Below are 25,531 nucleotides of genomic sequence, written 5' to 3' on the forward strand. Positions count from 1 at the left end.
ACGCTCAGGCGGTCGCTTCGCGAACCCGCCTGCCGCGCAAAAGGATCAGCACCATTACCGAGATGTTCAGGAGGTTCCAGCCGATGCCGTTGAGGAACGCGGCACCGTAGGAGCCGGTCATGTCATAGATCCACCCCGACATCCAACCGCCCAATGCCATGCCGACGATGGTCGCCATGATGACGATGCCGACCCGTTGTCCTGCCTCCCGCGCCGGCAGATACTCGCGCACGATGATCGCATAGGAAGGCACGATGCCGCCCTGAGACAGGCCGAAGACCAGCGACACGATATAGAGCGAGGCGAGCCCGTCGAAGGGAATATAAAGAACAAGCGCCAGGCACTGCATCACCGAGCCGATGATGAGGGTCCGCACGCCGCCGATATGGTCCGCGAGAAAGCCCGAGGCGAGACGGCTGACGATGCCGCCGGCCAGCATCAGCGACAGCATCTCGGCCCCTCGCGCGATGCCGTAGCCAAGGTCCACGCAATAAGCCACGATGTGAACCTGCGGCATGGACATGGCCACACAACAGCCGAGCCCCGCGACGATCAGCAGCGCCTGCAATGCGTTGGGCGAAAATGGTTGGGTGCGGCGCGGCGCGCCGGACAGAGTTGCGGCAGGTGGGGCAGGATCGACGCCGCTGGGCGGCCGCGTTCTCAAAAGCAGCGACAGCGGCACCAGTGAGAGGATGCAGAAAATGCCGATCCACAGGAAGGTCAGCCGCCATCCTGTTCCCGCCAGGAGGAGCTTGATAACGGTCGGCCAGACCACTCCGGCCACGTAGTTGCCGCTCGCGACCGCCGCCACGGCGATGCCGCGCCGCTTCTTGAACCAGTGCGAGATGTCGGCAATCAGTGGCCCGAAGGTGGCCGAGGCGCCGACGCCCACCAGAAGGCCCTGGGCGAGCGCGAACTGCCATATGGTCTGGGAAAACGAGGAAAGGATATAGCCGAGCCCCAGCATCGTGCCGGCAATCGCCACCGGCAGGGCGACGCCGATGCGATCCGCATAGCGGCCGATCACGACGTTGCCCAAGGCGAACCCCATCATCACGGTCGTGTAGGGTAGGGAGGCCGCCGCCCGGTCGACGCCGAAGTCGGCCTGCACGCGCGGCAGCACGACGATATAGGCCCACAGCGCGACACTGCCGATGGTCCCCAGCAGAATGCAGAGCGCCAGCCGCACCCAGGATTGAGTGCTGTCGAGGCGCTCTGAATCGGGCAGGGCTGCGCCGCCACTATGCATTCCAGGCTCTCCTCCCGCGCGGGGTGGAATATCACGCCGATGCGTCTTCGATCACTGAGGGGTAGCTTGACCACGCATGGGTGGCGTAGGGCCAGCCGGATTGTTTTATTGGCCGGTCCTGACCCTGGTTCAGGTTCGCAGTGTCAGGCGTGTCGGCGCGCTAATCCTGGAGCCGCGAATCGGGCACGGGCCATTTCCAATTTCACCAGGAATGCTGTAGCCGTTGCCGCTCGGGGCCCTGCCTATGCGCCGAGAGCGGGGATTATGCGCCAACGTGGCGGGTGAATTGACTTTTACGTAAATCAGGTGACACAGTCGCCGAAAATATAACGAGAGCGGGGCCTATGCGGGAATATTATACGATTACGGAACTGACCCGTGAATTCGGCATTTCCACGCGCACCTTGCGGTTCTATGAGGATGAGGGGCTGATCCATCCCATACGCAAGGGCCGGACCCGCCTCTACCGTCCCTCGGACCGGCATCTCGTGCGCCAGATATTGCGGGGCCGCCGGATCGGCTTTTCCATTTCCGAGATCCGCGAGATCATCAGCGTCTACAAGGCCCCGCCCGGCGAGGTCGGTCAATTGCAGCTCATGATAGCCCGCATCGAGGAAAAGCGCTCCAGTCTGCGCCAGAAGCGCCGCGACCTGGAAGACACGCTTGCCGAACTTGATCAGGCTGAAGAAGCCTGCGTCGAGCGCCTGGCCGAACTCGGCGTGAAAACCTGAATTCCCGACAACCTTTGAGCCTGATCCGAAAAGTGCCCGAGCAGGATCTGTAGGCCCCGGCCCTACAGCATCGGCCCGAAAATCGGAACCGATTTTCGGAAAGCACGATGCGTAGATTCAAACTGTTAGAGCGCCGTGCGCCCGAAAGGACGCACGGCGCTCTAGAACCAGCGCCGGACCTTTTTCTGGTAATCCCGATAATGCTTGCCAAAGCGCAGAGCCAGATGCCGCTCTTCCGGCTCTATGGCCAGCTTGCGCGTCGCGAAGGCGGCCGCGAAGCCGAACGGGATGAACCACGCATTGCCCGTGATCAGGCCAATGGCGAATGTGATCATCGTGTTGCTGAGGTAAAGCGGGTTGCGGCTGAAGGCGAATGGCCCCCGCGTCACCAGATGCTCCGATGCCCGGTTTGGCATCACGGTGGTCCCGGCCCTGCGCATCGCGCGGATGGCGGCGATGTCGATGGCTATCCCCGCCGCCACCATGAGCCATCCCGTCGCGAACAGAATGTCGGAAAAGGGACGAGCGAACCAGGGCAGGGGAATGAGGAAACCGGCGATGACCGCGAGAAAGATGGCCGTCAGGTAGATGATGGGCGGCCAGGGCAGGCGGCTGGGCGGTGCGTCGGGCGTGTCGGCCATGGCTTCCTCCACAATGCGGTCCACTACCTGCGATGATTGCGCGCGCCGCAGCCGCTTCGCAAGCCTATTCGCTGTCATTTCCGGCGCAGAACGAGATGGTGTCCTGCACCCACTGCGTTGCCTCATCGTCCTCGGCTCCGCGCGCCAGCACCTGTGTCCGTCCGCTTGCCCGGGCTTCCTCGACGATGCATCCGCAATAGGACGCGCACAGCGCCTGTTCGCGGCTTTGCGCGCACTGGTTCGTGCACATGCGCATGAAGCCCGCCTCGATGCCGGCTGTATCCACTGACGGCGGATAGAGCTGTGCGATGATCCAGACGCAGGAAATCAGCACCGGCTGATGAAGAAGGTAGAAGGCGAGACTGTGCCGCCCGGCCCATCCGAGCACCGGTATGCGCGATGCCGGCCGCCATGCGGCCATGCGCGCGGTGAGCCCCGTTGATCGGGCCACCTTGGCCGCGGCCATCCCGGATAGGACGGCCCCGAACCAGGGAAAAATCGGAATGTAGTCGTTGGAGGCCGGCACATTCTGCGACAGTCCGGTCCACCACAGGGCTGGGTGGTCGAGAAACGGCCAGCTTATGAGATGCGGGGCTGCGACCACGAGCACGGCCAGCGCCGCCAGGAGCATGGCGGGAAGGCGAAGGAGCAGGAGCCCGAGCACGCTGGCCACCGCGATGTGATGCAATATGCCGAAAAAGATGAACTGTTCCGGCATCAGCCACCATGTCACCAGTGTGATGGCCGCCGCCGCCGCCACGATTGCGGCAAGGCGTTTGGCGAAGGGGCCCGCCCTGAACGAGCGGGCATGTGCCAGGACGAGGCTCACCCCCACCAGGAAGAGGAAGGAACTGGCTATGCAGCGCGCGAAAATCTTCCATCCGCCCGTCACCGAGGTGAAGGGTTCCAGGTAACCGAAGAATTCGAGGTCCCAGGTGAAGTGATAGACGGCCATTGCCACCAGGGCGAGGCCGCGCACGGCGTCGATCAGTTCAATACGCCTGTGCTGCTCGCCTGCGTTTTGCAATCCTTGGCCCCCGGGTCTGCACCAGATTCATCGTCGCCGGCGGCATTGACGGTCACGCCGCGCCGACAACATGGTTCAACTGTTATTCGCCATAGCGTTCAAGGACAAGGAAGACGTCATGAAGTTCATCGAGGCAAACGGCGCCCGCATACCGGCCCTTGGTCTTGGCACCTGGACCTTGACCGGCGCCCAATGCATGGACCTGGTGCGTCGCGCGATCGACATCGGCTATACGCACATCGACACCGCTGCCATGTATGACAACGAGCGGGAGGTTGGCCGTGCCATTGGGCTTTCCGGGGCAGGACGCGCCGATCTCTTCGTCACCACAAAGGTCTGGTGGACCGATCTTGCTCTCGAGGATCTGCTGCGGTCGGCCCGCCACAGCCTCGAAAGGCTGAACCTGGACTATGTGGACCTGCTGTTGATCCACTGGCCCAATCCCGCCATTCCCCTGCCGCACAGCATCGACGCTCTCAATGAGGCGCGCCGATCGGGATTGACCCGCCATATCGGTGTTTCCAATTTCCCGACCGGCCTGCTTGGCCAGGCCGCCGCCTTTTCCGCCGCGCCCCTGGTCGCCGACCAGGTCGAGTATCATCCGTATCTCAGCCAGGAAAAGGTGCTCCACGCCTGCCGCAGCCACGGCATGGCCATGATCTCCTACTGCCCGCTCGCGCGTGGAGGGAGCCTCTTTGGCGAACCGGCGATCGTGGAGGCTGCCAGGGCACACGCCAGATCGCCGGCCCAGATCGTGCTGCGCTGGCACGTTCAGCAGGAGGCGGTCGGGGTCATTCCACGCACCGCCAGGGCCGAGCGCCTGGCTGAAAACGCTGCGATATTCGACTTCGCCCTGAGCGACGATGAAATGGCGGCCATAGGTGCGCTGACCCGGGCGAACCGCCGGATTTGCGACTATGGTTTCTCGCCCCGTTGGGACGCGCCGTAGACGGGTGGAAACAAACCTGCCGTCGCGCCCGGCCAGGGCGTCCCGGTACGGTATCGGTGTAGTTAACCCTGCGTTAGCTTGCCTACACTATTGTTTCCTTTCGAACGATCGGATAAGGGCTGCCGAGGGGACCGGCGGCCGCTTCGATGCATGATATCGCGCCACGGCAACGTTGGCAGTTCGAGCGGAGGGTGATGGGGCGCATGTTGCAGACCGCGAGCGTGCAGGAGGGCAAGCCGGACATCGCAGCCTCTATTGCGGCGTCGATGCGCAAGATGGGAGTGGTTGGACTTCCGCGCAATTACGAGTTGTTCTATGAGGTGATGACCGGCTCGAACCGCGAATTGTGCGATGAGTTCGCCACCCTCGGCGCCCGCCCCGCACAAGCGGCGCTCGACGCGGTTTCACAAAAGTATTTCGCCCAAAGCAGCCGTCACGCAATCGTCGAGAATGCGCAGGAACAGATCACCGTCCGGGCGGAGGAAATCCTCGCGCTCCTGGGCCGCGAGCGCAATTCTCTCGAGAAGTTCGAGCTCATTCTCGGCCAGACCTCGGGTGGGCTGGACAGCCGCCAGACCCTATCGCGCGATCTGCTGCAGAGGGTCATCGGCATCATGGCGACCGCTACTCAGACCACGCTGGATCAGAGCCGGCAGATCAGCAAGGCGATGGCCGAAAAATCCGACGAGCTGGAAAAGGTAAAGTCCAAGCTCGAGCAGTACAAGAAGCTGGCCGACACAGATCCGCTGACCCGGATCTGGAACCGGCGTGCCTTTGACCGCAAGCTGGCGGAAATTTTTTCCGATGAACGCTCGGTGATGTTCCATTCGCTGGTCCTTGCCGACATAGACGGCTTCAAGGCCTTCAACGACCGGTACGGCCATCCGGTCGGCGACCGGATATTGCAGATGGTGGCGCAGATCATCCAGGCCAAGAGTGGCTCCAACGGTTTCTGCGCCCGCACGGGCGGCGAGGAGTTTGCCATCGTCTTCGACGGCCTGTCGGAGGATGTGACCTTCAATACCGCCGACGCCGTTCGCACGGCCATCGCCGAGGCGGAGTTCGTGATCGGTCCGTCCTCGAACAATTTCGGCCCCATCAGCATTTCGATGGGCATGTGCATGGCCTCTGACGCGGCCGACGGCGACGATCTGTATGCCAAGGCCGACCGGGCCCTCTACGCCTCCAAGGTCGGCGGCCGGGACCGTCTCACCCGCTTCTCCAAGATTTCACAGGGAAAGCTGACGAAGAACTGGCTGCTTTACCGCGGCGAGTAAGGCCTGCCTTTTTTCGCCGCAATTGTATCGGAACGCTGCGCGCCTTGGCTATCGCATGGTACTGTAAGCCTTTGAATTCATGTACGCTGTTTTCCGATATCGATTCCGATTCTTGGGTTGATGCTATAGAAGGCTCGCAGGGGCGATGAAGAACACGCTGCCGGATCGCCGGCTTTCAGGAGAGGATAGGATTTCATGTTGAAGAAGATTGTTGCGGTCACCGTCATTGCCGGATTTGCTGCCGGCTGTGTCACCTCGACCGATCCCTATACGGGGCAGCAGAAAATCTCGAATACGGCCGGCGGCGCGGCGCTGGGGGCGCTCGCGGGGGCCGGCGTCGGCCTCCTGGCCGGCGGCGACGACCGCCGCAACGCCTTGATCGGCGCCGGCATCGGGGCACTGGCCGGCGGCTCCATCGGTGCTTATATGGATCAGCAGGAAGCCCAGCTGCGCGGCCAGCTCCAGGGCACCGGCGTCAGCGTGACGCGACAGGGCGACTACATCATCCTGAACATGCCGTCGAACATCACCTTCACCACCGATTCGGCCTCCATTCAGCCGGCCTTCTATCCGACGCTCAATTCTGTCGCGCTGGTTTTGAAGGAGTACAACCGGACCCTCGTCGACGTGTACGGACATACCGATTCGACCGGCTCCGACCAGTACAATCTGGATCTGTCCAGACGCCGGGCAGCCTCGGTTGCCGACTATCTGGTCGCCCAGGGCACATCGGGTGAGCGCTTTGCCGTCATCGGCGTCGGCGAGGCCCAGCCCATTGCCTCCAACGCGACACCCGAAGGCCGAGCGCAGAACCGTCGCGTCGAAATCCGCCTGTCGCCGCTGCGCGCGCCGAACTGATCTTTGTTGAGGGGCGGCGGCGGAAGCCGCCGCTGCGGTCAAAGCGAAACTGCAATGCGCGCCGCCAGGCGCGCATTGTTCTTGACCAGCGCTATATTGGTCTGGAGGCTCCTGCCGCCCGACAGTTCGAGGATGCGGCCAAGCAGATAGGGCGTCACCGCCTTGCCTGCCACGCCGGCTCGTTGTGCATCCGTCTGCGCCTGCACAATGAACCCCTCCATGACATCGGCGGCGATCTCGTCCGCCTCAGGCACCGGATTGGCGATCAGCATGCCGCCGTCGATGCCCAGCCCGTCGCGCATGCGCTGGAAATCGGCGATGCCTGCCGGCGTGTCGAGACGCAGCGGCGCCGGGGCGCTCGAGCGGCGCGACCAGAAGGCGGGCACGACGTCGCTGCCATAGGCGACGACAGGCACGCCGCGCGTCTCCAGCACTTCCAGCGTCTTGGGAATGTCCAGGATCGCCTTCGGGCCGGCCGAAACCACGATAACCGGCGTGCGCGCCAGTTCGTCCAGGTCGGCCGATATGTCGAAGCTCTTCTCCGCGCCCTTGTGGACGCCGCCGATGCCGCCCGTGGCGAATACGCGGATGCCGGCCATCTGCGCGCCGATCATGGTGGCGGCGACGGTCGTGCCGCCGGTCAGACCCTGCGCCATCGCAAAGGCAAGGTCCGCGCGCGACAGTTTGAGTGCGTCCCTCGTTTTTGCCAGCTTCATCCGCTCCTCCGCGGCAAGGCCGATCTTCAGCCGCCCGTCGACGACGGCGATCGTGGCCGGCACCGCGCCTTCCGCCTCTATGATGGCTTCGACCTCCGCCGCCATGGCGTCGTTCTGGGGGAAGGGCATTCCATGGGTGATGATGGTGCTTTCCAGCGCCACCACCGGGCGCCCTGTTGCAAGGGCCTTCGCAACGGGCGCATGAACATCCATCAGATCTTCGGGAACGGGCATGGGAACTCCGACTGGTTTCAGCGTAATTGCGCCGCCGCGGGCACGCGGGCAAGCGCCTGTTCGAAAAGGTCTTCCCGCAGGACCGGTGCGGCCTGTGGTGCTTCAAGGGCAAGGGCGGCCGCCGCGAAGCCTTCGCGAACGGCCTGCGGAAAACCCTTGTGGTTCATCAGCGCCGCCGCAGCCGCGCCCGCCAGCGCATCGCCGGCCCCGGTGACGTCCGCAATATGGGCAAGTGGCGGTGCTTTAAACAGCCATCTCCGGCCGGCGTGGAAGCCGATCGCCGGCTTGGAGCCACATGTGATGACGCCACCGTTCAAGCCCAGTGCCGGCAGAGCCTGCGCCAACTCTTCCAGTCCCGCCGCCTCCGCAAGTCCCGCAAGGCACAGGGCCTCTTTCCGGTTCATGAACAGGCAGGAAATCTGTTCCAGCACCGGCGCAAAACGCACTACCTTGGCGGGCGAAACGGCGATGGCGAAAAGCGGCTTGCCCGCGCTGACCGCACAAAGGCGCAGGATCGCCTCCTCGGGCAGGTTGGCATCGCACAGGATGGCGCCGGCGCCGGCCGCGGCGTCTCTTATCTTGCGCCGTCGCATCTGCTTGGCGAAGGCGGTCTCGTAGAGTTCCATGTCCGCCAGCCCGGTGATGAGGTCGCCCTGGGCGGTCAGGATGGCCGTGTAGCTGGGGGTGGTCCTGTCCATATAGGTCGCCGACAGGTCCTCGATGCCGGCCGCTGCCACCGCGTCTTCCACTTTCTGCCCGGCAAGGTCGCCGCCCCGCAGTGAAAACAGCGCGCCGCGGACGCCGCGCTGGACGGCCATGCGCAAGGCGTTGAAGGCGCCGCCGCCGACATCCTCGCGCATCGTGCCTGGATTGGAGGTCTCGGCCATATGGTCCCCGCGCACGCGGCCGCGGCGGTCGGGATGGGCACCGCCTATGGCGAGGAGCAACGGGTTCGGCATCGTCACATTTCCGGTCTGTTCGAATCGCCTTTGCGTCTCAAAGGGGCGCCCGACCCCCAGATCCGAAAAAACGGACAGCGGGCCGATCCCTCTTAGGAATTACGGAATGAATCGGGAACATAATTGGATTTCCGTTTAAAATCAGCACATTAATTCCTGTTGCAAAAAGAGAACAAAGCGTGTACATAAAAATAACGATTATTGGCCGCCGAGGCCTCCATTGACGACGAAGGGGTGTTGTATCATGGCTCAGAATTCATTGCGGCTGGTAGAGGAAAAATCGGTGGATAAAACCAAGGCATTGGACGCGGCGCTTTCACAGATCGAGCGTGCTTTCGGCAAGGGTTCGATCATGAGACTCGGCGCCAACGACAAGGTCGTCGAGATCGAGACCATCCCCACCGGTTCTCTGGGCCTCGATATCGCTTTGGGCGTCGGCGGGCTTCCGCGCGGCCGCATCATCGAGATCTATGGGCCCGAGAGTTCGGGCAAGACCACACTGGCTCTTCACACCGTCGCCGAGGCGCAGAAAAAGGGCGGCATCTGCGGCTTCGTCGATGCCGAGCATGCGCTGGATCCGATCTATGCGCGCAAGCTGGGCGTCGATCTCGAGAACCTGCTGATTTCCCAGCCCGATACCGGCGAGCAGGCGTTGGAGATTTGCGACACGCTGGTGCGCTCGGGCGCGCTCGACGTCATTGTCATCGATTCGGTCGCCGCACTGACGCCGCGCGCCGAGATCGAGGGCGAGATGGGCGATTCGCTGCCGGGCATGCAGGCGAGGCTGATGAGCCAGGCCCTACGCAAGCTGACGGCCTCGATCTCGCGCTCCAACACGATGGTCATCTTCATCAACCAGATCCGCATGAAGATCGGCGTCATGTTCGGTTCGCCGGAGACGACGACGGGCGGTAACGCGCTGAAATTCTACGCGTCGGTTCGCCTCGACATACGCCGGATCGGTTCGGTCAAGGATCGCGACGAGGTGGTCGGAAACCAGACGCGGGTGAAAGTGGTCAAGAACAAACTGGCGCCGCCCTTCAAGCAGGTCGAGTTCGACATCATGTATGGCGAAGGCGTGTCCAAGCTCGGTGAGTTGGTCGATCTCGGCGTCAAGGCCGGCGTGGTGGAGAAATCCGGCGCTTGGTTCTCCTATAATTCGCAGCGCCTCGGCCAGGGCCGTGAAAACGCCAAGCAGTTCCTGCGCGACAATCCCGAGACGGCAGCCGAGATAGAATTGTCGTTGCGGCAGAATGCCGGCCTCATCGCCGAACGTTTCCTCGACGATGCCGGTCCTGGCGACCAGGATGACGCGCCGCCCGAGAGCAATGCCGCGGAAGGCTGAGGCCTGGCGGTCCGCCTGACCTGACACGAAGACGCCGCCGGCCGATCTGATCGCCGGCGGCGTTTTCCTTCGCCCGGTTCCCGCCGGGCTGGCTGCCCTTTGGCGGCGCCGTGCCGGCCCGCGCTGATTTCTGGACAGGCAGGGGCGTGGACGCTAAAAGGCAGCTTCCATTTCCCGCCCTTCGGCGGGCTTCTCGCAAGGGCAAATGCATGAGTGGCGTCAACGACATCCGGTCGACATTCCTCGACTATTTCCAGAAGAACGGGCACGAGATCGTGGCGTCCGGCCCGCTCGTTCCGCGCAACGACCCCACGCTCATGTTCACCAATGCCGGCATGGTGCCGTTCAAGAACGTCTTCACCGGCATCGAGAAGCGTGACTATGTGCGCGCCACCACGGCTCAAAAATGCGTGCGCGCTGGCGGCAAGCACAACGATCTCGACAATGTCGGCTACACCGCGCGCCACCACACCTTCTTCGAGATGATGGGCAATTTCTCCTTCGGCGATTATTTCAAGGACGTCGCCATCGAGCTTGCCTGGAACCTGGTGACGAAGGAGTTCGGCCTCGACCCCGAGCGCCTGCTGGTCACCGTGTATCACACCGACGACGAGGCTGCCGGCCATTGGAAGAAGATCGCCGGGCTCCCCGATCACAAGATCATCCGCATCCCCACCAGCGACAATTTCTGGGCCATGGGCGATACGGGTCCCTGCGGCCCGTGTTCGGAGATATTTTACGACCATGGCGAGGCCATTCCCGGCGGCCCTCCCGGAAGCCCGGATGAGGATGGCGACCGCTTCATCGAGATATGGAACCTCGTCTTCATGCAGTTCGAGCAGGTCTCGGCCGACCGGCGCATCGAGCTTCCGCGCCCTTCCATCGATACCGGCATGGGGCTGGAGCGCGTCGCAGCGGTGCTTCAGGGGGTGCACGACAATTACGAGATCGACCTTTTCCGCGCGCTGATCCGCGCCTCCGAGGAGGCCACAGGCGTCAAGGCGGAGGGCGCGAACCATGCCAGCCACAAGGTCATTGCCGATCATCTGCGCGCCGTCAGTTTCCTCATAGCCGATGGCGTCCTGCCGTCCAACGAGGGGCGCGGCTATGTGCTGCGGCGCATCATGCGGCGCGCCATGCGCCATGCTCAGCTTCTGGGCGCCGCCGATCCGCTGATGTGGCGCCTGGTGCCGGCGCTGGTGCGGGAGATGGGGCAGGCCTATCCCGAGCTTGTGCGTGGCCAGGGGCTGATCACCGAAACGCTGAAGCTCGAGGAAACCCGCTTCCGCAAGACGCTGGCGCGCGGCCTCAATCTCTTGTCGGACGCGACCGAGGGTATGGAAGAAGGCGCGCGGCTGGATGGCGAGACGGCCTTCAAACTCTACGATACTTACGGTTTCCCGCTCGATCTCACCCAGGATGCCCTGCGCCAGCGCGGCATCGCCGTCGATCTGGAAGGGTTCAAGGCCGCCATGGAGCGCCAGAAAGCCGAGGCGCGGGCCAATTGGGCCGGCTCCGGCGAGGCTGCCACGGAAGCGGTCTGGTTCCAGGTCAAGGACAAGGTCGGGGCATCCGATTTCCTGGGCTACGAGACCGAAGAAGCCGAAGGGGTCGTTACCGCCATCGTCAGGGACGGCGCCGTGGTCGACCGTGCCGAAAAGGGCGAGACGGTGGCGGTGGTCACCAACCAGACGCCGTTCTACGGCGAGTCCGGCGGTCAGGTCGGCGATACCGGGCTGATCGAGGGTGAGGGCTTCCGGCTCGCCGTCTCCGACACGCAGAAGAAGGGCGAGGGCCTGCTGGTGCACTACTGCACCGTGGAAGAAGGCACCGCAGTGGCGGGTGAGGAAGTCGCGTTGCGCGTTGACCATGCCCGCCGGGCGCGGATCCGCGCGAACCATTCCGCCACCCATCTCGTGCATGAGGCGCTGCGCGAGGTTCTGGGCACTCATGTCGCGCAGAAGGGTTCGCTGGTGGCGCCGGAAAGGCTGCGCTTCGATTTTTCCCACCCGAAGCCGATCACCGAGGAAGAGCTTCAGCGCGTCGCAGACATCACCAACGAGATCGTGCTGCAGAACGCCCCGGTCAACACGCGCCTGATGAGCGTCGATGACGCCATCGCCGAAGGCGCAATGGCCCTGTTCGGCGAGAAATACGGCGACGAGGTGCGCGTGGTTTCCATGGGAACCGGGATTGAGGGTGAAAAGGCGGGCAGGACGTACTCGCTGGAGCTTTGCGGCGGTACCCATGTGAAGGCGACCGGAGATATCGGCCTCGTATGCATCGTCTCCGAGGGGGCGGTCGCCGCCGGCGTGCGCCGCGTCGAAGCGCTGACGGGAACGGCCGCCAGGCGGCATCTGGAAGAGCAGGAAAAGCGCCTCAAGAACGCGGCCGCTATTCTCAAGGTCTCCCCCGCCGATGTCGTGCCGCGGCTGGAGGCGCTGGTCGAGGAGCGTCGCAGGATGGAACGCGAGCTCTCGGATGCCCGCCGCAAGCTGGCGCTGGGCGGCGGCGGCAAACAGGCCGAAGGCGGTGCCGAGAAGATCGCCGGCGTCAATTTCCTCGGCCGTGTCGTAAACGACATTTCACCGAAAGACCTCAAGCCGCTCGCCGATGAGGGCAAGCAGTCGCTCGGCTCTGGCATTGTCGCTTTTGTCGGCACCTCGGAGGAGGGCAAGGCGAGCGTCGTGGTCGGCGTCACGCAGGACCTGACCGACCGCTTCAGCGCGGTGGATCTCGTTCGCGCGGCCTCCGCCGCCATCGGCGGCAAGGGTGGCGGCGGCCGCCCCGATATGGCCCAGGCCGGCGGCCCGGACGGCGACAAGGCCGCTGCCGCGATCGAAGCGGTTCGAACGGCGCTGGCAGGATAGGTATTTGGCGGCTAGGGTAATTCCAGGGAAAATGGAAGCCGGTTTCGCGTCCGGAATTGCGTGAAATCAAGATAGTTACATTAGTTCGGCGTTTCTGCGAGGCGGTGAACTGATCAGGGCAATCATAAAAAAGGCCGCGGAGCGATCCGCGGCCTCTCGCCTTCATCGGTCGTGGCGGACCTACGCCATGGCCTTCTGCAGGTTCTCGTCGATCTTGTCGAGGAAGCCGGTAGTGGAGAGCCAGGGCTGGTCGGGGCCGATGAGCAGCGCCAGATCCTTGGTCATGTGGCCCGATTCCACCGTGTCGACGCAGACCTTCTCCAGCGTGGCAGCGAATTTCGCGAGCTCCGCGTTGTCGTCCAGCTTGGCACGGTGAGCAAGACCCCGCGTCCAGGCGAAAATGGAGGCGATGGAGTTGGTCGAGGTCTCCTCGCCCTTCTGGTGCTGGCGGTAATGGCGGGTGACGGTGCCGTGGGCGGCCTCGGCCTCCACCGTCTTGCCGTCCGGCGTCATCAGCACCGAGGTCATGAGGCCCAGCGAGCCGAAGCCCTGCGCCACCGTATCGGACTGCACGTCGCCATCATAGTTCTTGCAGGCCCACACATAGCCGCCCGACCATTTGAGCGCGGAGGCGACCATGTCGTCGATCAGCCGGTGCTCGTAGGTGATCCTGGCTTCCTTGAAGCTGGCTTCGAACTCGGTCTCGTAGATCTCCTGGAAGATGTCCTTGAAGCGTCCGTCATAGGCCTTGAGGATGGTGTTCTTGGTCGACAGGTAGCACGGCACCGTGCGCATCAGCGCGTAATTCATCGAGGCGCGCGCGAAATCGCGGATGGAATCGTCGAGATTGTACATGGCCATGGCGACGCCGGAGGAGGGGGCGTCGAACACTTCATGCTCGATCTCCTTGCCGTCTTCGCCGACGAATTTGATCGTCAGCTTGCCCTTGCCGGGAAATTTGAAATCGGTGGCGCGGTACTGGTCGCCGAAGGCGTGGCGGCCGACGATGATGGGCTGCGTCCAGCCGGGTACAAGGCGGGGCACATTCTTCATGATGATGGGCTCGCGGAATATCACGCCGCCCAGGATGTTGCGGATCGTGCCGTTGGGCGAGCGATACATGCGCTTGAGGCCGAATTCCTCGACGCGCGCCTCGTCCGGCGTGATGGTCGCGCATTTCACGCCCACGCCATGTTCCTTGATCGCATTGGCCGCATCGACGGTGATCTGGTCGTCGGTCGCGTCGCGCGCCTCTATGCCCAGGTCGTAATATTTGAGGTCGATGTCGAGATAGGGGTGGATCAGCTTCTCTTTGATGAACTGCCAGATAATCCGCGTCATCTCGTCGCCGTCGAGCTCGACGACCGGATTGTCCACCTTGATTTTGCCCATGAAAATGCTCCGCGATCAATTGTAGAGGGATTGCCTGAAAGCCCCAGGCAGGAGGTTGGCGCCCCTATAGCACCGGTGCGCGAAAGCGCAAAGCGGCGAGCGCCGAAAGATCGGGCGCCGGGTCTGCCTGGAGAAAGACCTTCGGCATGAATTCGGTTCGGCCATTCATGCCTGAAATGCCGGCAATGAAGCTTGCATCTAGCGCATGATCCCGAAAGGAGGCGTCATCGTGATCTAGACGGGCGGCGAAATGCGCCGGAAGAGGTGTTCGTAGCTGAGCACCAGCCCCTCGGCATCCACCACGAGATCGGCTTCGAACCCGCTCGAAAGTCCCAAATCCACATAGCGCAGCCTGCGCGCGCCCTGCCGGACGTACCGCTGACGCGAACGGGCCACCGTCAGCGCGGGCCCATCGATAAAGGCCACGTCAAGCGCGAGGCTTTCCCCCGCTCCCTGAGGCGTCCGGCGGATAGGCGGCGTGTTGCAGAACGGCGTAACCGAAAGATCCGGCTCCTCAGCACCATCGAGATCCGGCCTGTGCTTCCCATTCACCTGCCAACCGGCCCCGGCACGCTCCATATGCAGCAGACCGTGGCCCTGCGCATTCCAGCGTTCGACGGTAAGGATCTGCGCCCGCCATTCGGGGTCGAGCTGCCATCGATGGTCCAGCCGAAAACCGCCCGCCTCAAGGCAGATGACCGTTGAGTTGACCTGAACGCCGCCGTCGTCGCGTGAGAGTTCGAGGCGCTCCAGCCCGTCCATGTCGGTTCGACGCCAGAAAAATATGGATTTTGTCATGTCTTGTACCACTCCAGAAGCATACCGACGACGAACAGTGCCTACAATGGTCGGGAAGCCGCGCACCAACCGAAGCACCAGCGAAAATCCAACCATTTGCCGATGGCGCACCGGGTGCCTTTCGGTGCAGGTTGCACAGCGGGGTAGCGGGAGGATGGTCCGAAATTGAACAGGGTCGACGATGCCACGCCGCTCATCGCGGTCAGCGCCGTGGCGCTGGACCTTGAAACGACGGGTCTCGACGTCGCCGAGGCGCGCGTCGTCCAGATCGGCGGCGTCGGCTTGGAGCGTGGCCGGTGCCGCCGCGACGATCTGTTCGAGACCTTGGTCGATCCCGGTGTGCCGGTGCCCGCCCGGTCCACGGCCATTCACGGCATCACCAATCACATGCTGCGCACCGCGCCGGCATTTCCCGAAGCATGGCGGCGATTCGAGCAGTTCCGGCGCAAGCGACTGGTCATCGGTTATGCGCTGGGCTTCGATTATGCCGTTCTCGCCCGCGAGATGGCGCTTGCCGGGCTTTTATGGCAGCCGCCGCGCCGGCTCTGCGTTCGGTTGTTGGCCCAGCTGGCCAATCCCGATCTGCCGGAACTGTCGCTCGACGCCATTGCCGCCTGGCTCGGCGTGGAGACGAAAGCGCGGCACAGTGCCGCCGGCGATGCGGTCATCGCTGCCGAAATCTACAGCGCGCTCGTTCCGCTGCTCATCGGCCGCAACATCCGCACCGTGGCCGAGGCAGAACGCGCCTCCGCACGCATCAGCCAGGCCGTGCGCCGGCACGCCGCCGCCGGCTGGAGCGAGCCGGAACAGCCGGAGGAAAGAAGTCCGGCAAGAGCCCTGGCCGCCATCGATCCCTACGCCTTCCACCACAGGGTGGCGGAGGCTCTCGGTGGCCCGCCCGCCATCGCCAAGGAAGACATCCCGTTGCTGGAGGCCGTGCGCTTGATGAGCACCCGGCGCATCAGCTCGCTATTGCTCGAACCCGAAGGCCGTCCCGGCCTGCCCATCGCCCATTACGCGATCCTCACCGAGCGCGACGTCACGCGAGCCATCGCCGCAGATGGGGCCGCGGCGCTGGAGGGGCCGGCCATCGCAATTGCCGCAAGGCCGGTCGTCTCTGTCGCGTCCAGCGCGTTTTTCCACCAGGCACTCGGCCTTCTGGACCGCCACCGCATCCGACATCTTGCCGTGGCCGACGATTCAGGCCGGCTGGTGGGCGTCGTCTCGGCAAGGGATTTTCTGCGGTTCCGCGCCTCCGCCGCCGTCGATCTTCATGCCACCATCGCCGAAGCGGACAGCCCGGCCGACCTTGCCGCGGCCTGGTCGCGGCTTCCGGTCGTTGCCGCCTCGCTGCTGCGCGAGGATATCGATGCCGGCATCATCACCCAAATCGTCTCGGATATTCTGGCCGCCATCACCAGCCGCGCGGCCGACCTCGCGCTCGGCGAAATGCGCGAGGCCGGGAAGGGCGGTCCCCCCTGCCGGTTCGCTGTGATGGTGCTGGGCTCTGCCGGTCGCAGCGAGAGCCTGCTCGCCGCCGACCAGGACAATGCGCTCGTGTTCGAGGAAGGCGAGCCGGATGGGCAGGCCGATCGCTGGTTCGCCCGCTTCGGCGAGCTCTTCACCGGCCATCTGCACGAGGCCGGCATCCCACTGTGCAGGGGCGGCGTGATGGCGCGCAATGGGGCCTGGCGCGGCTCGGTCGCCACATGGCGGGACCGCATTGACACATGGGTGACGAGGCCGCGGCCCCAGGATATGCTCAATGTGGACATTTTCTTCGATCTCCGCCCGGCCCATGGGGCGTTCGATATGGCGCAGGCACTGCGCACCCATGCCTGGGATCTCGGGTCGGAACATGTAGCCTTCGCCAAGCTCATGGGTGAAAGCGTTCGCGACGTCGCCGATCCCTTCACCCTGTTCGGCCGCCTGAGGACCGAAGGGGGCAGGCTCGATCTCAAGCGCCATGGCCTTTTCCCCATCGCCGCGTTTGCCCGGGCCCTTGCGATCCGCCATCACCTTCCGCGCGCCTCCACCGGCGACCGCCTCCGCGCGCTGGCCGAGCGCGAGGGTCTGCCCTCGCGCGATCTGCACGCGCTGGCCGAAGCCCACGCCTTTCTTCTCTCGGTGGTGCTCGATCAGCAGGCGGCCGATACCGCTGCCGGCATCGTTCTTTCCAATCGGGTCGACCTCGGCCGCCTGAGCCGCCGCCGGCTGACAACGCTGAAGGACGCGCTGAAGACCGTGCGCATCGTTCGCGACCTCGTCCGCACGATCATGTTCGCGTGAGATGCTGCCGGCGCTTTACCGGCGCGCGGGAAGCGGCTAACAGCCTCTTCATGGCAGGAACGGACAGGAAGCGCGAGATGCTCGCCGAAGGCCCCGCAATCATTCTCGTCGAGCCCCAGCTTGGCGAGAACATCGGCATGGTCGCGCGCGCCATGGCCAATTTCGGCCTCGGCGAGTTGCGGCTGGTGAACCCGCGCGACGGCTGGCCCAACGAAAAGGCCCGCGCCGCCGCCAGCCGCGCCGACCACATAATCGACGGCGTCGCGGTCTTTGAAAATCTGGGCGGTGCCGTCGCCGATCTCAACTTCGTCTATGCCACGACGGCCCGTCCGCGCGACAATTTCAAGCCGGTGCGCGGCCCGCAGGAGGCTGCCGGCGAACTTCACCGCCGTTTCGCGGCGGGCCAGAAGACCGGCATTCTCTTCGGTCGCGAACGCTGGGGCCTCACAAACGAGGAAGTGGCGATGGCCGACGAGATCGTCACCTTTCCCGTCAACCCGGCTTTTGCTTCGCTGAACATCGCTCAGGCCGTGCTCCTGATGTCCTACGAGTGGATGCAGCAGGCGGGCGCGGGCAGGGCGGTCGCGCCCGAGGGGCCGGACCTGACGCCGGCCAGCCGCGAACACATCAACAGCCTGATGGATTATCTGGACCGGGTGCTGGGCGAACGCGGCTATTTCCGCCCCGCCGACAAGAAGCCGAAGATGATGGACAATCTGCGCGCAGTCTTCACCCGGCCGGGTTTCACCGTGGCGGAACTGGCGGTCCTGCGCGGCGTGCTCACCTCGCTGGAGAAGTTCTCGCCGAAAAACCCGCGCGGGGCCGGCGCGCCGGAAGCCCGCGACGGGGAGCAGGCGAAATGAGCGCGCGCGGCGGTATCCTCTTCTTCGATTCGGGTATAGGCGGCCTTTCGGTGGTGAAGGAGGCTCGCATTCTTCTTCCCGATCACGATTACATCTATGTCGCCGACGATGCGGCGTTCCCCTACGGTGCATGGGAGGAGGATGCCCTGCGCGCCCGCCTGGTCCGCCTTTTCGGCGACCTTCTGGCCCGCTACGCTCCATCTCTGGTGGTGATCGCCTGCAACACCGCCTCGACGCTGGCCATAACGGACCTGCGCAAGGCCTTTCCCGGCCAGCCCTTCGTCGGCACGGTTCCCGCCATCAAGCCGGCGGCCGAGCGCACCTGCTCGGGCCTGGTTTCGGTGCTGGCGACGCCCGGCACCGTCAGGCGGCAATATACGCGTGATCTTATCCGCGACTACGCCGGCAAGTGCCATGTGCGCCTGGTCGGGAGTGAAAATCTGGCGCGGCTGGCCGAGCAATATATGCGGGAGGGCCATGTGGACGAGACTGCCATCCGGGCCGAGATCGAGCCCTGCTTCGTCGAGCAGGATGGCCGGCGCACCGACATCGTGGTTCTCGCCTGCACTCATTACCCGTTCCTGGTCAATCGCATGCGCAAGACCGCGCCGTGGCCGGTCGACTGGATCGACACTTCCGAAGCCATAGCCCGCCGCGCCCTGGCCCTTGCGGTGGAATTGCCACCGCAAGGGCGGGCCTCCGGCCGCGACTTCGCGCATTTCACGTCCGGCGCCCCATCGCAGGCGCTGCGTCGGTTCGTCCGGGGTTTCGGGTTCGACGCCGGTTAGAGCAATTCCGATCTACCCGCTCACCGACCGCACGTCTTCGGCGACGGCCTTCAGAATCCAGTCCCTGAAAGCCTTGACCTTGGGCGCGTTGGCGCGGCCTTCGGGATAGACCAGCCAATATCCCGAACCGTCCGAGCACAGGCGCGGGAACGGCTGTATCAAGAGTCCGTTCTCGAGTTCGACCCGGTAAAGCGCAGGCGTCAGGATTGCCACGCCGCGACCGGCGATCGCCGCCCGCGCCACCATCGATTGCGCTCCCAACTCGGCGCTCGGCTCGTGCTTTCGGGCATCGAATGCGACGCCATGCGCCTCCAACCAGATACTCCACCAGTTGTCACCGGGCTCGAGGATCGTGAGGCGCAGCAGGTCTTCCGGGCTGTTGGGCATTCCCGCCGATTCGGCCAGTCGGGGGCTCAGCATGGGTGAGAAATCGGCCATCATCAGCAGGTGGCGTGCCAGGCCGGGCCATGGTCCGACGCCGCCGCGAATGGCCACGTCGACGCCTTCCTCCTCGAACGCCGCCAGCCGCTGGGTCGACTCCATCCGCACACTCAGGGCCGGATACAGCGCCTGGAACTTGTCGAGATTCTCCACCAGCCAGTTGGCCGCGAATGTCTGCGCGGTGCTGATGTTGAGGCTGCCTTCCATCGTGCCGCGCGCATCGGCATAGGCGGCCGCGAGGCGCTCGAACGCGTCGCTCACCGCCGGCGCCAGCCGCTGCCCCGTCTCCGTCAGCGTCACCTGCCGGGGACGGCGGACGAACAGCGGCGTGCCCACCCGGTCCTCCAGCACCTTGATCTGATAGCTGACGGCGGCCTGCGTCATGCCGAGTTCTTCCCCCGCTTTGGTGAAGTTGCCATGGCGCGCCGCCGCCTCGAACGCTCTCACGGCCGTCAGCGGGGGCAGGGGTAGGGTCGACATGGATAAAGCCTCCTTATGCCGGCCCATCCATAATCGATTGGAATTCCGCCGGCAAGCGAGCGACCATGCCGAAGAACAGTCGACACGTCCCCTTGATGGAGTGGATCCGATGAACGAGTGCATATCCCGGCGCGAAAGCGACACTTCCCGCCTTTGGCACTTCCTGCGCCTCCTGAAGATGCCAAGGCTCAGGCGTCGAAAGACACGCATACTGGACCCCCGCGACCTCCCGCCCCACCTGCTGCGCGACATAGGCCTTTGTGATGCGAAGCCCTCGAAGTCGATTAAGTGGTATCGGTGACGACGGGTCTGGCGTGTCTCATCTCGGCTCTAGGTTTGCTCTGAGCTAGCTGGCACTGAGGGTCCTGCTGATCTGAGAAACAGTGGCAACCTTTGCGATTTTCCCGTTCATGTAGTCCAGGGAGACGCGCTCATGCTCCTCGTCATAGGAGCCGATGCATTCCGCCGCCAAGATGACCCGCAAGTCCCGCTGATAGGCGTCGATCGCGGTCGTGCGGATGCAGGCATGCGTGTTGACGCCGCACAGAACCAGTTCACCGACACCAAATTCCATGAGCATCTGGTCAAGCTCCGTCTTGAAGAAGGCGCTGTAGCGCTTCTTGACAATCGTTGGATCCACCGAACGCCAATCAAGCCCAGAGTGAAGCTTGGCACCTGGCGTGCCCTCAATCGCGATTGCGATGCGCTTATCACGCATCTCAAGAAATGCGTCGCTGAGATCACGGCGGAATTCCTGCCGCACCCAGATTACCGGAAGATGTAATCTTCTGAAGGCGCTGATTAAGCTATTGGTATTTTGGACCAGTCGGCGCACTTGGTCCGCATCCCGGGCGTCGAGATAGTCGTTGAGCAGGTCAATGATGATGAGACAGCATGTGGTCATCACCATGCTATACAGAATACTGAACGCGGCTTTGTGACACTGGGCGAACCAAAGACCTACACAGTGCGAACCCGCCGCCCGCGTTGACTTTCCCCCGTTCATCCACTAAGAGCCCATTCATGCGCGCTGGCTTTGCGGTCGGCGCGCATTTTGACGTGTCCCGTGGATATTGCCTCCAGCGTGCGGCGATATCCTGTCAGGCTTCGAAAAAGGAAGCCAGAGGAGGGCGCGTTTCCTTCACCTGAAACATGAGGTTTCGGGTGTATTTGTTTGAAAGGGAATGCGATGAGCAAACGCCACTCAGCGAAGTACAAGCTCGACCGCCGCCTTGGCGAAAACATCTGGGGCCGTCCGAAATCCCCGGTCAACCGCCGTGAATACGGTCCGGGCCAGCATGGCCAGCGCCGCAAGGGCAAGCTGTCGGACTTCGGTCAGCAGCTCCGCGCCAAGCAGAAGCTCAAGGGGCACTACGGCGACATTTCGGAAAAGCAGTTCCGCAAGACCTATGACGAGGCCAACCGCCGCAAGGGCGACACCAACGAAAACCTGATCGGTCTCCTGGAGTCGCGTCTGGATGCGCTGGTCTACCGCGCCAAGTTCGTTCCGACGATCTTTGCCGCGCGCCAGTTCGTCAACCATGGCCACATCCAGGTCAATGGCCGCCGCGTCAACATCCCGTCCTTCCGCTGCAAGCCAGGCGACGTGATCGAGATTCGCGAAAAGTCACGCCAGCTCGCCATCGTTCTGGAATCGGTTCAGCTCGCAGAGCGCGACGTGCCCGAATATCTCGAGGCCGACCACAACAAGATGACCGCGCGCTATGTCCGCGTGCCGGGCCTGTCGGACGTGCCCTACGCCGTCCACATGGAACCGAACCTGGTCGTCGAGTTCTATTCGCGCTAATCGCCGCGAAGCTACTCAGTTTCAAAAGGCCGCGTTTGCGCGGCCTTTTTCGTTGCCGACATATGGCGCGGCAAATTCCACCTCTTGCACGATGCCGAACCGTTTTCAATTCGCCTGTGACGGGTTAATCAGGGGCATGACCATCGCCGAACCGCAGACCTTGCCTCCCGATGCCGAAGCCGCTCCCGGCGCCCATCCGCTCTTTGCGGATGCCCCGTCATCGGTCGAGTTCAACAAGCTGCGCAAGCGCCTGCTGCGGCTCACCCGTCAGGCGATCGAGGACTTCGCCATGGCGCGGGCTGGCGAGCGCTGGCTGGTGGCGCTCTCGGGCGGCAAGGATTCCTACGGCCTCCTCACTATCCTGCTCGACCTGAAATGGCGGGGCCTCCTGCCGGTCGAGCTGCTGGCCTGTAATCTGGACCAGGGCCAGCCCAATTTCCCCAAGCATGTCCTGCCGCAATATCTGGCGAAGCTCGGCGTGGCCCATCGCATCGAGTATCAGGACACCTATTCGGTGGTGACGGACAAGATCGCCGAAAACCGCACCTATTGCTCCTTGTGCTCGCGGCTTCGGCGCGGCCATCTCTACCGCATCGCGCGGGAGGAGAGGTGCTCCTCGCTCGTGCTCGGGCACCATCGCGACGATATTCTCGAAACCTTCTTCATGAACCTGTTCCATGGCGGCCGGCTCGCCGCCATGCCGCCGAAGCTCCTCAATGACGAGGGCGATGTCATGGTGCTGCGGCCGCTCAGCTTCTGCGCCGAGGAAGATCTGGCGAAATTCGCCGACGCCATGCGCTTTCCGATCATTCCCTGCGACCTGTGTGGCAGCCAGGACGGCCTTCAGCGCAACGCCATGAAGGCAATGCTGGCGGACATCGAAAAGCGGATGCCCGGCCGCAAGGAGACGATGGCCCGCGCGCTGGCCAATGCGCGGCCCTCGCACCTGCTGGACCGCAACCTGTTCGATTTTGCCGGTCTCGCCCCGACTACACCTGTGGATTGACGGTCCGGAAGAGCTTGCCCCGCTCGGCGATCAGCACCAGCGCCAATCCCACCGCCGAAACGGTAAAGTAGCCGGCCGCCAGCGGCGTCAGCGTACCGTCGAAGGCCTGCCCGATCATCGCGCCCAGAAGTCCGCCGCCGAGCGTCGTCGTGAAGCCGAGGACCGAGGCCGCGGTGCCCGCGACATGGCCGAGCGGCTCCATGGCGATGGAATTGAAGTTCGGCCCGATCCAGCCGAACATGAACATCGAGGCCGAAAAAAGCACGAAGAACAGCGGGAACGGAACCGGCCCGATCAGCGAGACCGTCAGCCACAATGCGTTGGTCGCCAGGAACGTCAGCAAGGCCCCATGCGAAAGCCGGCGCATGCCGAAACGGCCGACGAAACGCGAGTTTGTGAAGGACGACAGGGCCATCAGCCCGGCGCCGATCGCGAACAGGATCGGAAACCACGCACCGAGGCCGTAGATGTCGACATAGATCTGCTGCGCGGAGTTGATGAACCCGAAAAGCGCGCCGAAAATCGCCGTCGTGGCGAGCGTGTAGCAAAGTGCGATGCGGTTGGTCACCACGAAGCGGAAGCCTTCCATGATGATCTTGAGGGAAAAGGCGCGGCGGTGGCTGGGATCCAGCGTCTCCGGCAGCCGCAATCCCGACCAGAGCGCGACGATCAGCGCCAGGCCCGCCATGAGTACGAAAATCTCGTGCCAGTCACCGAAGATCATGATGAGCTGCCCGAGGCTGGGCGCTATCACGGGAATGGCCATGAACACCATCATGACCATGGAAAGCACTTCGGCCATCCGGCGTCCGCCGAAGACGTCGCGAATGGCTGACACCGCTATCACGCGCGTGGCGGCCGCCCCGACGCCCTGCAGGACGCGCAGTGCCAGAAGCAGCTCGAAGGTTGGCGCGAAGGCTGCCGCGACTGCCGCGCCGATATAGATGGCAAGCCCGATCAGCAGCGGCCCGCGCCGCCCGAAGCTGTCGGTGATCGGTCCGTAGAATAGCTGCGCTCCACCGAAGCCGACTAGATAGGCGGTGATGACGAACTGCCGGGAATTCTCGTCCTCCACCCCCAGCGCCGCGCCGATCTGCTGCAGTGCCGGCAGCATCACGTCGATGGCGAGCGCGTTGAGCGCCATGAGCGCGGCGGCGAGCGCGATGAATTCGGCCCGGCCGATTTTCAGGCTGATTTGGTCAGAGGTGCGGGCAGCCGGCTGGTCCATCGAAAACGCTCCGTCGAACCGCGCTCTTTCGGGCGGCACGGCCAATCTAATCGGATGGCCCCAGTCTCGACCCTCACTTGCTGCCGGGGAAATGGGGCACGGACACTAAAACCGCCGGCCAGGAAACGGCGCGAAGTCAGGCAGCGGCCTCGGCTGCCTGACGCCGGCGCGGCAGCGGCATGTCAGGCCGCGCCGCGCGTGCTGACGCCCTTTTCCGACATGAATGTCTGCAGTTCGCCCGCCTGAAACATCTCGCGGATGATATCGCAGCCGCCCACGAACTCGCCCTTTACATAGAGCTGGGGGATCGTCGGCCAGTTGGAATATTCCTTGATGCCCTGCCGCAATTCGTCCGAGGTCAGCACGTTGACCCCATGATAGTCGACGCCCAGATAGTCTAGAATCTGCACGACCTGGCCCGAAAACCCGCACTGCGGAAAGCCGGGCGTGCCCTTCATGAAAAGCACGACCTCGTTGCTCTTTACCTCGTTGTCGATGAATTCGTTGATGCCGCTCATCGCCTGTCCTTTCGTTGCCGGGGTCAAGGCCCGGCATTTCGTAATGCTGGTTTACCGTTATCTATTGCACCATCCGGCGCGACGCAATGCGGCGGATGGATTATCCTGACGGCCATTTTACGCTACCGGGAGGAGTTATGACGGAAGCCGAGCTCGAAATCGTCCGATCCGCCTTCGCGCGCCAGATTCTGGCTGTCGCAGGCGTCGCAGGAAACGAGGCCCTCGAGCGCGCCTTTCGCACCGTCAGGCGCGAGGATTTTTTGGGCTCGAAGCCGTGGAGCATCATCGACTTCGCGAAGGGGCCGCGTCGGCTGCCCTCCAACGATCCGGTCTATGCCTGTCAGGACGTCGTTTTCGTCCTTGCGGGAGAACGCGGCGTCAACAATGGCAGCCCCGCGCTGCATGCCCGCATGCTGGACGCGCTGGCGCCGAAGCCGGGGGAGACGGTGGTGCATCTGGGCGCGGGCACGGGCTACTACTCCGCGATCCTTTCGCATCTGGTCGGCCCCGAGGGCAGGGTGATCGCCGTGGAAATCGATCCCAGGCTGGCCGCAAGGGCCGAAGAGGAGCTTCAGCGCTACGCCAATGTGGAGGTCCTCGTCGGGGACGCGGCGGAATGGCCGCAGCGGGAGGCCGACGGCGTCTATGTCAATTTCGCCGTCATGGCCCCCTCGGATCGCTGGATCGAGCGCCTCGCCCCCGACGGCCGGCTGGTGGTTCCCCTCGGCGTTCCGGCGCAGCCGCCACGCCCCGGCGCCCCCCGCTTCTCGCGCCACGGCGGCGCCTTTCTCTTCAGGCGGGACGCGGGTGGCGGGGAATACCACGCTTCCCGCCTCTGCAACGCCTTCTTCATTTTCGCGGAGGGAAGCACGGGAACGATCGACGAAGCGGAGGAGGCGAGCCTGCGGGACGCCTTCCGCGGCCCGGGCGCCGAGTTCGTGCGCAGCCTCGTCTGGAAGCGCCCCGCCGATCCGGCAAGGTGCTGGATTTCCACACCGCGCTGGAGCCTCTCCTATGATCCGGTGAAGCAGTAGCGCCTTCACCGGTGCCCGCGGCAGGGATGTG

Annotated in this window: 23 protein-coding genes; 12 read left to right on the forward strand and 11 right to left on the reverse strand. The window is 63.9% G+C overall.

The genetic code is table 11. The annotated features are described in order from the left end of the window. Positions 1 to 4 precede the first annotated feature (4 nt). Complete coding sequence (locus NTH_RS18380) at positions 5 to 1,249, reverse strand: MFS transporter (protein WP_338531382.1); 1,245 nt, start codon at positions 1,247 to 1,249, stop codon at positions 5 to 7. Positions 1,250 to 1,593: 344 nt separating this feature from the next. On the opposite strand from NTH_RS18380, the gene NTH_RS18385 reads away from it, so the two are divergent. Then, positions 1,594 to 1,980 carry a MerR family transcriptional regulator gene (locus NTH_RS18385; RefSeq protein WP_265519526.1) on the forward strand — a complete coding sequence of 129 codons (387 nt, stop codon included), beginning with the start codon at positions 1,594 to 1,596 and terminating at the stop codon, positions 1,978 to 1,980. A gap of 161 nt (positions 1,981 to 2,141) precedes the next feature. Here the strand turns inward: NTH_RS18385 and NTH_RS18390 are convergent, their stop codons facing one another. Next, positions 2,142 to 2,621, reverse strand: coding sequence for a methyltransferase family protein (locus NTH_RS18390; RefSeq protein WP_338531383.1), 480 nt, complete (start codon positions 2,619 to 2,621; stop codon positions 2,142 to 2,144). Positions 2,622 to 2,685: 64 nt separating this feature from the next. Further along, on the reverse strand, positions 2,686 to 3,648 hold the full coding sequence (locus NTH_RS18395) for a heparan-alpha-glucosaminide N-acetyltransferase (RefSeq protein WP_338531384.1): 963 nt from the start codon (positions 3,646 to 3,648) through the stop codon (positions 2,686 to 2,688). Between the two features lie 118 nt (positions 3,649 to 3,766). On the opposite strand from NTH_RS18395, the gene NTH_RS18400 reads away from it, so the two are divergent. From NTH_RS18400 to NTH_RS18410, 3 genes are all read left to right on the forward strand, one after another. Next, complete coding sequence (locus NTH_RS18400) at positions 3,767 to 4,597, forward strand: aldo/keto reductase (RefSeq protein WP_338531385.1); 831 nt, start codon at positions 3,767 to 3,769, stop codon at positions 4,595 to 4,597. 203 nt (positions 4,598 to 4,800) lie between these two features. Continuing rightward, a complete protein-coding gene (locus tag NTH_RS18405) occupies positions 4,801 to 5,874 on the forward strand; it encodes a GGDEF domain-containing protein (RefSeq protein ID WP_338531386.1) in 1,074 nt (357 codons plus the stop codon). Positions 5,875 to 6,069: 195 nt separating this feature from the next. After that, the gene (locus NTH_RS18410) at positions 6,070 to 6,732 is read left to right on the forward strand and encodes an OmpA family protein (protein ID WP_338531387.1); all 663 of its coding nucleotides are present in this window, start codon (positions 6,070 to 6,072) and stop codon (positions 6,730 to 6,732) included. Positions 6,733 to 6,770: 38 nt separating this feature from the next. Here NTH_RS18410 and NTH_RS18415 read toward each other — a convergent pair whose 3' ends face one another. Together NTH_RS18415 and NTH_RS18420 are read right to left on the reverse strand one after the other, a co-directional pair. After that, the gene (locus tag NTH_RS18415) at positions 6,771 to 7,682 is read right to left on the reverse strand and encodes a pseudouridine-5'-phosphate glycosidase (RefSeq protein ID WP_338531388.1); all 912 of its coding nucleotides are present in this window, start codon (positions 7,680 to 7,682) and stop codon (positions 6,771 to 6,773) included. 17 nt (positions 7,683 to 7,699) lie between these two features. Then, a complete protein-coding gene (locus NTH_RS18420; RefSeq protein WP_338531389.1) occupies positions 7,700 to 8,641 on the reverse strand; it encodes a PfkB family carbohydrate kinase in 942 nt (313 codons plus the stop codon). Positions 8,642 to 8,885: 244 nt separating this feature from the next. On the opposite strand from NTH_RS18420, the gene recA reads away from it, so the two are divergent. Together recA and alaS are read left to right on the forward strand one after the other, a co-directional pair. Then, entirely contained in the window at positions 8,886 to 9,986 is a 1,101-nt protein-coding gene (gene recA / locus NTH_RS18425; protein ID WP_338531390.1) for a recombinase RecA, read from the forward strand. A gap of 209 nt (positions 9,987 to 10,195) precedes the next feature. Next, positions 10,196 to 12,856: an alanine--tRNA ligase gene (gene alaS, locus NTH_RS18430; protein ID WP_338531391.1), complete on the forward strand. Its 2,661-nt coding sequence runs from the start codon at positions 10,196 to 10,198 to the stop codon at positions 12,854 to 12,856. A gap of 180 nt (positions 12,857 to 13,036) precedes the next feature. On the opposite strand, the gene NTH_RS18435 is transcribed toward alaS, so the two are convergent. Together NTH_RS18435 and NTH_RS18440 are read right to left on the reverse strand one after the other, a co-directional pair. Then, the gene (locus tag NTH_RS18435; RefSeq protein ID WP_338531392.1) at positions 13,037 to 14,248 is read right to left on the reverse strand and encodes an NADP-dependent isocitrate dehydrogenase; all 1,212 of its coding nucleotides are present in this window, start codon (positions 14,246 to 14,248) and stop codon (positions 13,037 to 13,039) included. Positions 14,249 to 14,482: 234 nt separating this feature from the next. Continuing rightward, the gene (locus NTH_RS18440; RefSeq protein WP_338531393.1) at positions 14,483 to 15,046 is read right to left on the reverse strand and encodes a putative glycolipid-binding domain-containing protein; all 564 of its coding nucleotides are present in this window, start codon (positions 15,044 to 15,046) and stop codon (positions 14,483 to 14,485) included. 165 nt (positions 15,047 to 15,211) lie between these two features. On the opposite strand from NTH_RS18440, the gene NTH_RS18445 reads away from it, so the two are divergent. The 3 genes from NTH_RS18445 to murI are packed head-to-tail and all read left to right on the forward strand — an operon-like array spanning position 15,212 to position 18,986. Then, the gene (locus tag NTH_RS18445) at positions 15,212 to 17,335 is read left to right on the forward strand and encodes a DUF294 nucleotidyltransferase-like domain-containing protein (RefSeq protein ID WP_338531394.1); all 2,124 of its coding nucleotides are present in this window, start codon (positions 15,212 to 15,214) and stop codon (positions 17,333 to 17,335) included. A 50-nt stretch (positions 17,336 to 17,385) separates the two neighbouring features. Beyond that, complete coding sequence (locus NTH_RS18450; RefSeq protein WP_338531395.1) at positions 17,386 to 18,198, forward strand: RNA methyltransferase; 813 nt, start codon at positions 17,386 to 17,388, stop codon at positions 18,196 to 18,198. Then, on the forward strand, positions 18,195 to 18,986 hold the full coding sequence (murI, locus tag NTH_RS18455; protein WP_338531396.1) for a glutamate racemase: 792 nt from the start codon (positions 18,195 to 18,197) through the stop codon (positions 18,984 to 18,986). The genes NTH_RS18450 and murI overlap by 4 nt, the downstream gene beginning before the upstream one ends. A 12-nt stretch (positions 18,987 to 18,998) precedes the next feature. Here murI and NTH_RS18460 read toward each other — a convergent pair whose 3' ends face one another. Both NTH_RS18460 and NTH_RS18465 read right to left on the reverse strand, forming a co-directional pair. Continuing rightward, positions 18,999 to 19,907 carry a LysR substrate-binding domain-containing protein gene (locus NTH_RS18460; RefSeq protein WP_338531397.1) on the reverse strand — a complete coding sequence of 303 codons (909 nt, stop codon included), beginning with the start codon at positions 19,905 to 19,907 and terminating at the stop codon, positions 18,999 to 19,001. Between the two features lie 346 nt (positions 19,908 to 20,253). Beyond that, positions 20,254 to 20,817 carry a cysteine hydrolase family protein gene (locus NTH_RS18465; RefSeq protein ID WP_338531398.1) on the reverse strand — a complete coding sequence of 188 codons (564 nt, stop codon included), beginning with the start codon at positions 20,815 to 20,817 and terminating at the stop codon, positions 20,254 to 20,256. Between the two features lie 279 nt (positions 20,818 to 21,096). Between NTH_RS18465 and rpsD the strand changes: the two genes are divergently transcribed. Then, entirely contained in the window at positions 21,097 to 21,714 is a 618-nt protein-coding gene (rpsD, locus tag NTH_RS18470; protein WP_338531399.1) for a 30S ribosomal protein S4, read from the forward strand. Between the two features lie 136 nt (positions 21,715 to 21,850). Continuing rightward, positions 21,851 to 22,720 (forward strand): tRNA 2-thiocytidine(32) synthetase TtcA, encoded by an 870-nt coding sequence (gene ttcA, locus NTH_RS18475; RefSeq protein WP_338531400.1) that lies wholly within the window; start codon positions 21,851 to 21,853, stop codon positions 22,718 to 22,720. On the opposite strand, the gene NTH_RS18480 is transcribed toward ttcA, so the two are convergent. Further along, complete coding sequence (locus tag NTH_RS18480; RefSeq protein ID WP_338531959.1) at positions 22,704 to 23,903, reverse strand: multidrug effflux MFS transporter; 1,200 nt, start codon at positions 23,901 to 23,903, stop codon at positions 22,704 to 22,706. The genes ttcA and NTH_RS18480 overlap by 17 nt on opposite strands. A 227-nt stretch (positions 23,904 to 24,130) precedes the next feature. Continuing rightward, entirely contained in the window at positions 24,131 to 24,466 is a 336-nt protein-coding gene (grxD, locus tag NTH_RS18485) for a Grx4 family monothiol glutaredoxin (protein WP_338531401.1), read from the reverse strand. A gap of 137 nt (positions 24,467 to 24,603) precedes the next feature. Between grxD and NTH_RS18490 the strand changes: the two genes are divergently transcribed. Then, positions 24,604 to 25,500, forward strand: a complete 897-nt coding sequence (locus NTH_RS18490; protein WP_338531402.1) for a protein-L-isoaspartate O-methyltransferase family protein — start codon at positions 24,604 to 24,606, stop codon at positions 25,498 to 25,500. Positions 25,501 to 25,531: the final 31 nt, after the last annotated feature.

Source organism: Nitratireductor thuwali (genome assembly GCF_036621415.1).
Lineage (GTDB): Bacteria > Pseudomonadota > Alphaproteobacteria > Rhizobiales > Rhizobiaceae > Chelativorans > Chelativorans thuwali.

Coding starts and splice junctions, on each gene's coding strand:
- NTH_RS18380 (WP_338531382.1), bottom strand. CDS start 1,249: ATGCATAGTGGCGGCGCAGCCCTGCCCGATTCAGAGCGCCTCGACAGC.
- NTH_RS18385 (WP_265519526.1), top strand. CDS start 1,594: ATGCGGGAATATTATACGATTACGGAACTGACCCGTGAATTCGGCATT.
- NTH_RS18390 (WP_338531383.1), bottom strand. CDS start 2,621: ATGGCCGACACGCCCGACGCACCGCCCAGCCGCCTGCCCTGGCCGCCC.
- NTH_RS18400 (WP_338531385.1), top strand. CDS start 3,767: ATGAAGTTCATCGAGGCAAACGGCGCCCGCATACCGGCCCTTGGTCTT.
- NTH_RS18405 (WP_338531386.1), top strand. CDS start 4,801: ATGTTGCAGACCGCGAGCGTGCAGGAGGGCAAGCCGGACATCGCAGCC.
- NTH_RS18410 (WP_338531387.1), top strand. CDS start 6,070: ATGTTGAAGAAGATTGTTGCGGTCACCGTCATTGCCGGATTTGCTGCC.
- NTH_RS18415 (WP_338531388.1), bottom strand. CDS start 7,682: ATGCCCGTTCCCGAAGATCTGATGGATGTTCATGCGCCCGTTGCGAAG.
- NTH_RS18420 (WP_338531389.1), bottom strand. CDS start 8,641: ATGCCGAACCCGTTGCTCCTCGCCATAGGCGGTGCCCATCCCGACCGC.
- recA (WP_338531390.1), top strand. CDS start 8,886: ATGGCTCAGAATTCATTGCGGCTGGTAGAGGAAAAATCGGTGGATAAA.
- alaS (WP_338531391.1), top strand. CDS start 10,196: ATGAGTGGCGTCAACGACATCCGGTCGACATTCCTCGACTATTTCCAG.
- NTH_RS18435 (WP_338531392.1), bottom strand. CDS start 14,248: ATGGGCAAAATCAAGGTGGACAATCCGGTCGTCGAGCTCGACGGCGAC.
- NTH_RS18440 (WP_338531393.1), bottom strand. CDS start 15,046: ATGACAAAATCCATATTTTTCTGGCGTCGAACCGACATGGACGGGCTG.
- NTH_RS18450 (WP_338531395.1), top strand. CDS start 17,386: ATGGCAGGAACGGACAGGAAGCGCGAGATGCTCGCCGAAGGCCCCGCA.
- murI (WP_338531396.1), top strand. CDS start 18,195: ATGAGCGCGCGCGGCGGTATCCTCTTCTTCGATTCGGGTATAGGCGGC.
- NTH_RS18460 (WP_338531397.1), bottom strand. CDS start 19,907: ATGTCGACCCTACCCCTGCCCCCGCTGACGGCCGTGAGAGCGTTCGAG.
- NTH_RS18465 (WP_338531398.1), bottom strand. CDS start 20,817: ATGGTGATGACCACATGCTGTCTCATCATCATTGACCTGCTCAACGAC.
- rpsD (WP_338531399.1), top strand. CDS start 21,097: ATGAGCAAACGCCACTCAGCGAAGTACAAGCTCGACCGCCGCCTTGGC.
- ttcA (WP_338531400.1), top strand. CDS start 21,851: ATGACCATCGCCGAACCGCAGACCTTGCCTCCCGATGCCGAAGCCGCT.
- grxD (WP_338531401.1), bottom strand. CDS start 24,466: ATGAGCGGCATCAACGAATTCATCGACAACGAGGTAAAGAGCAACGAG.
- NTH_RS18490 (WP_338531402.1), top strand. CDS start 24,604: ATGACGGAAGCCGAGCTCGAAATCGTCCGATCCGCCTTCGCGCGCCAG.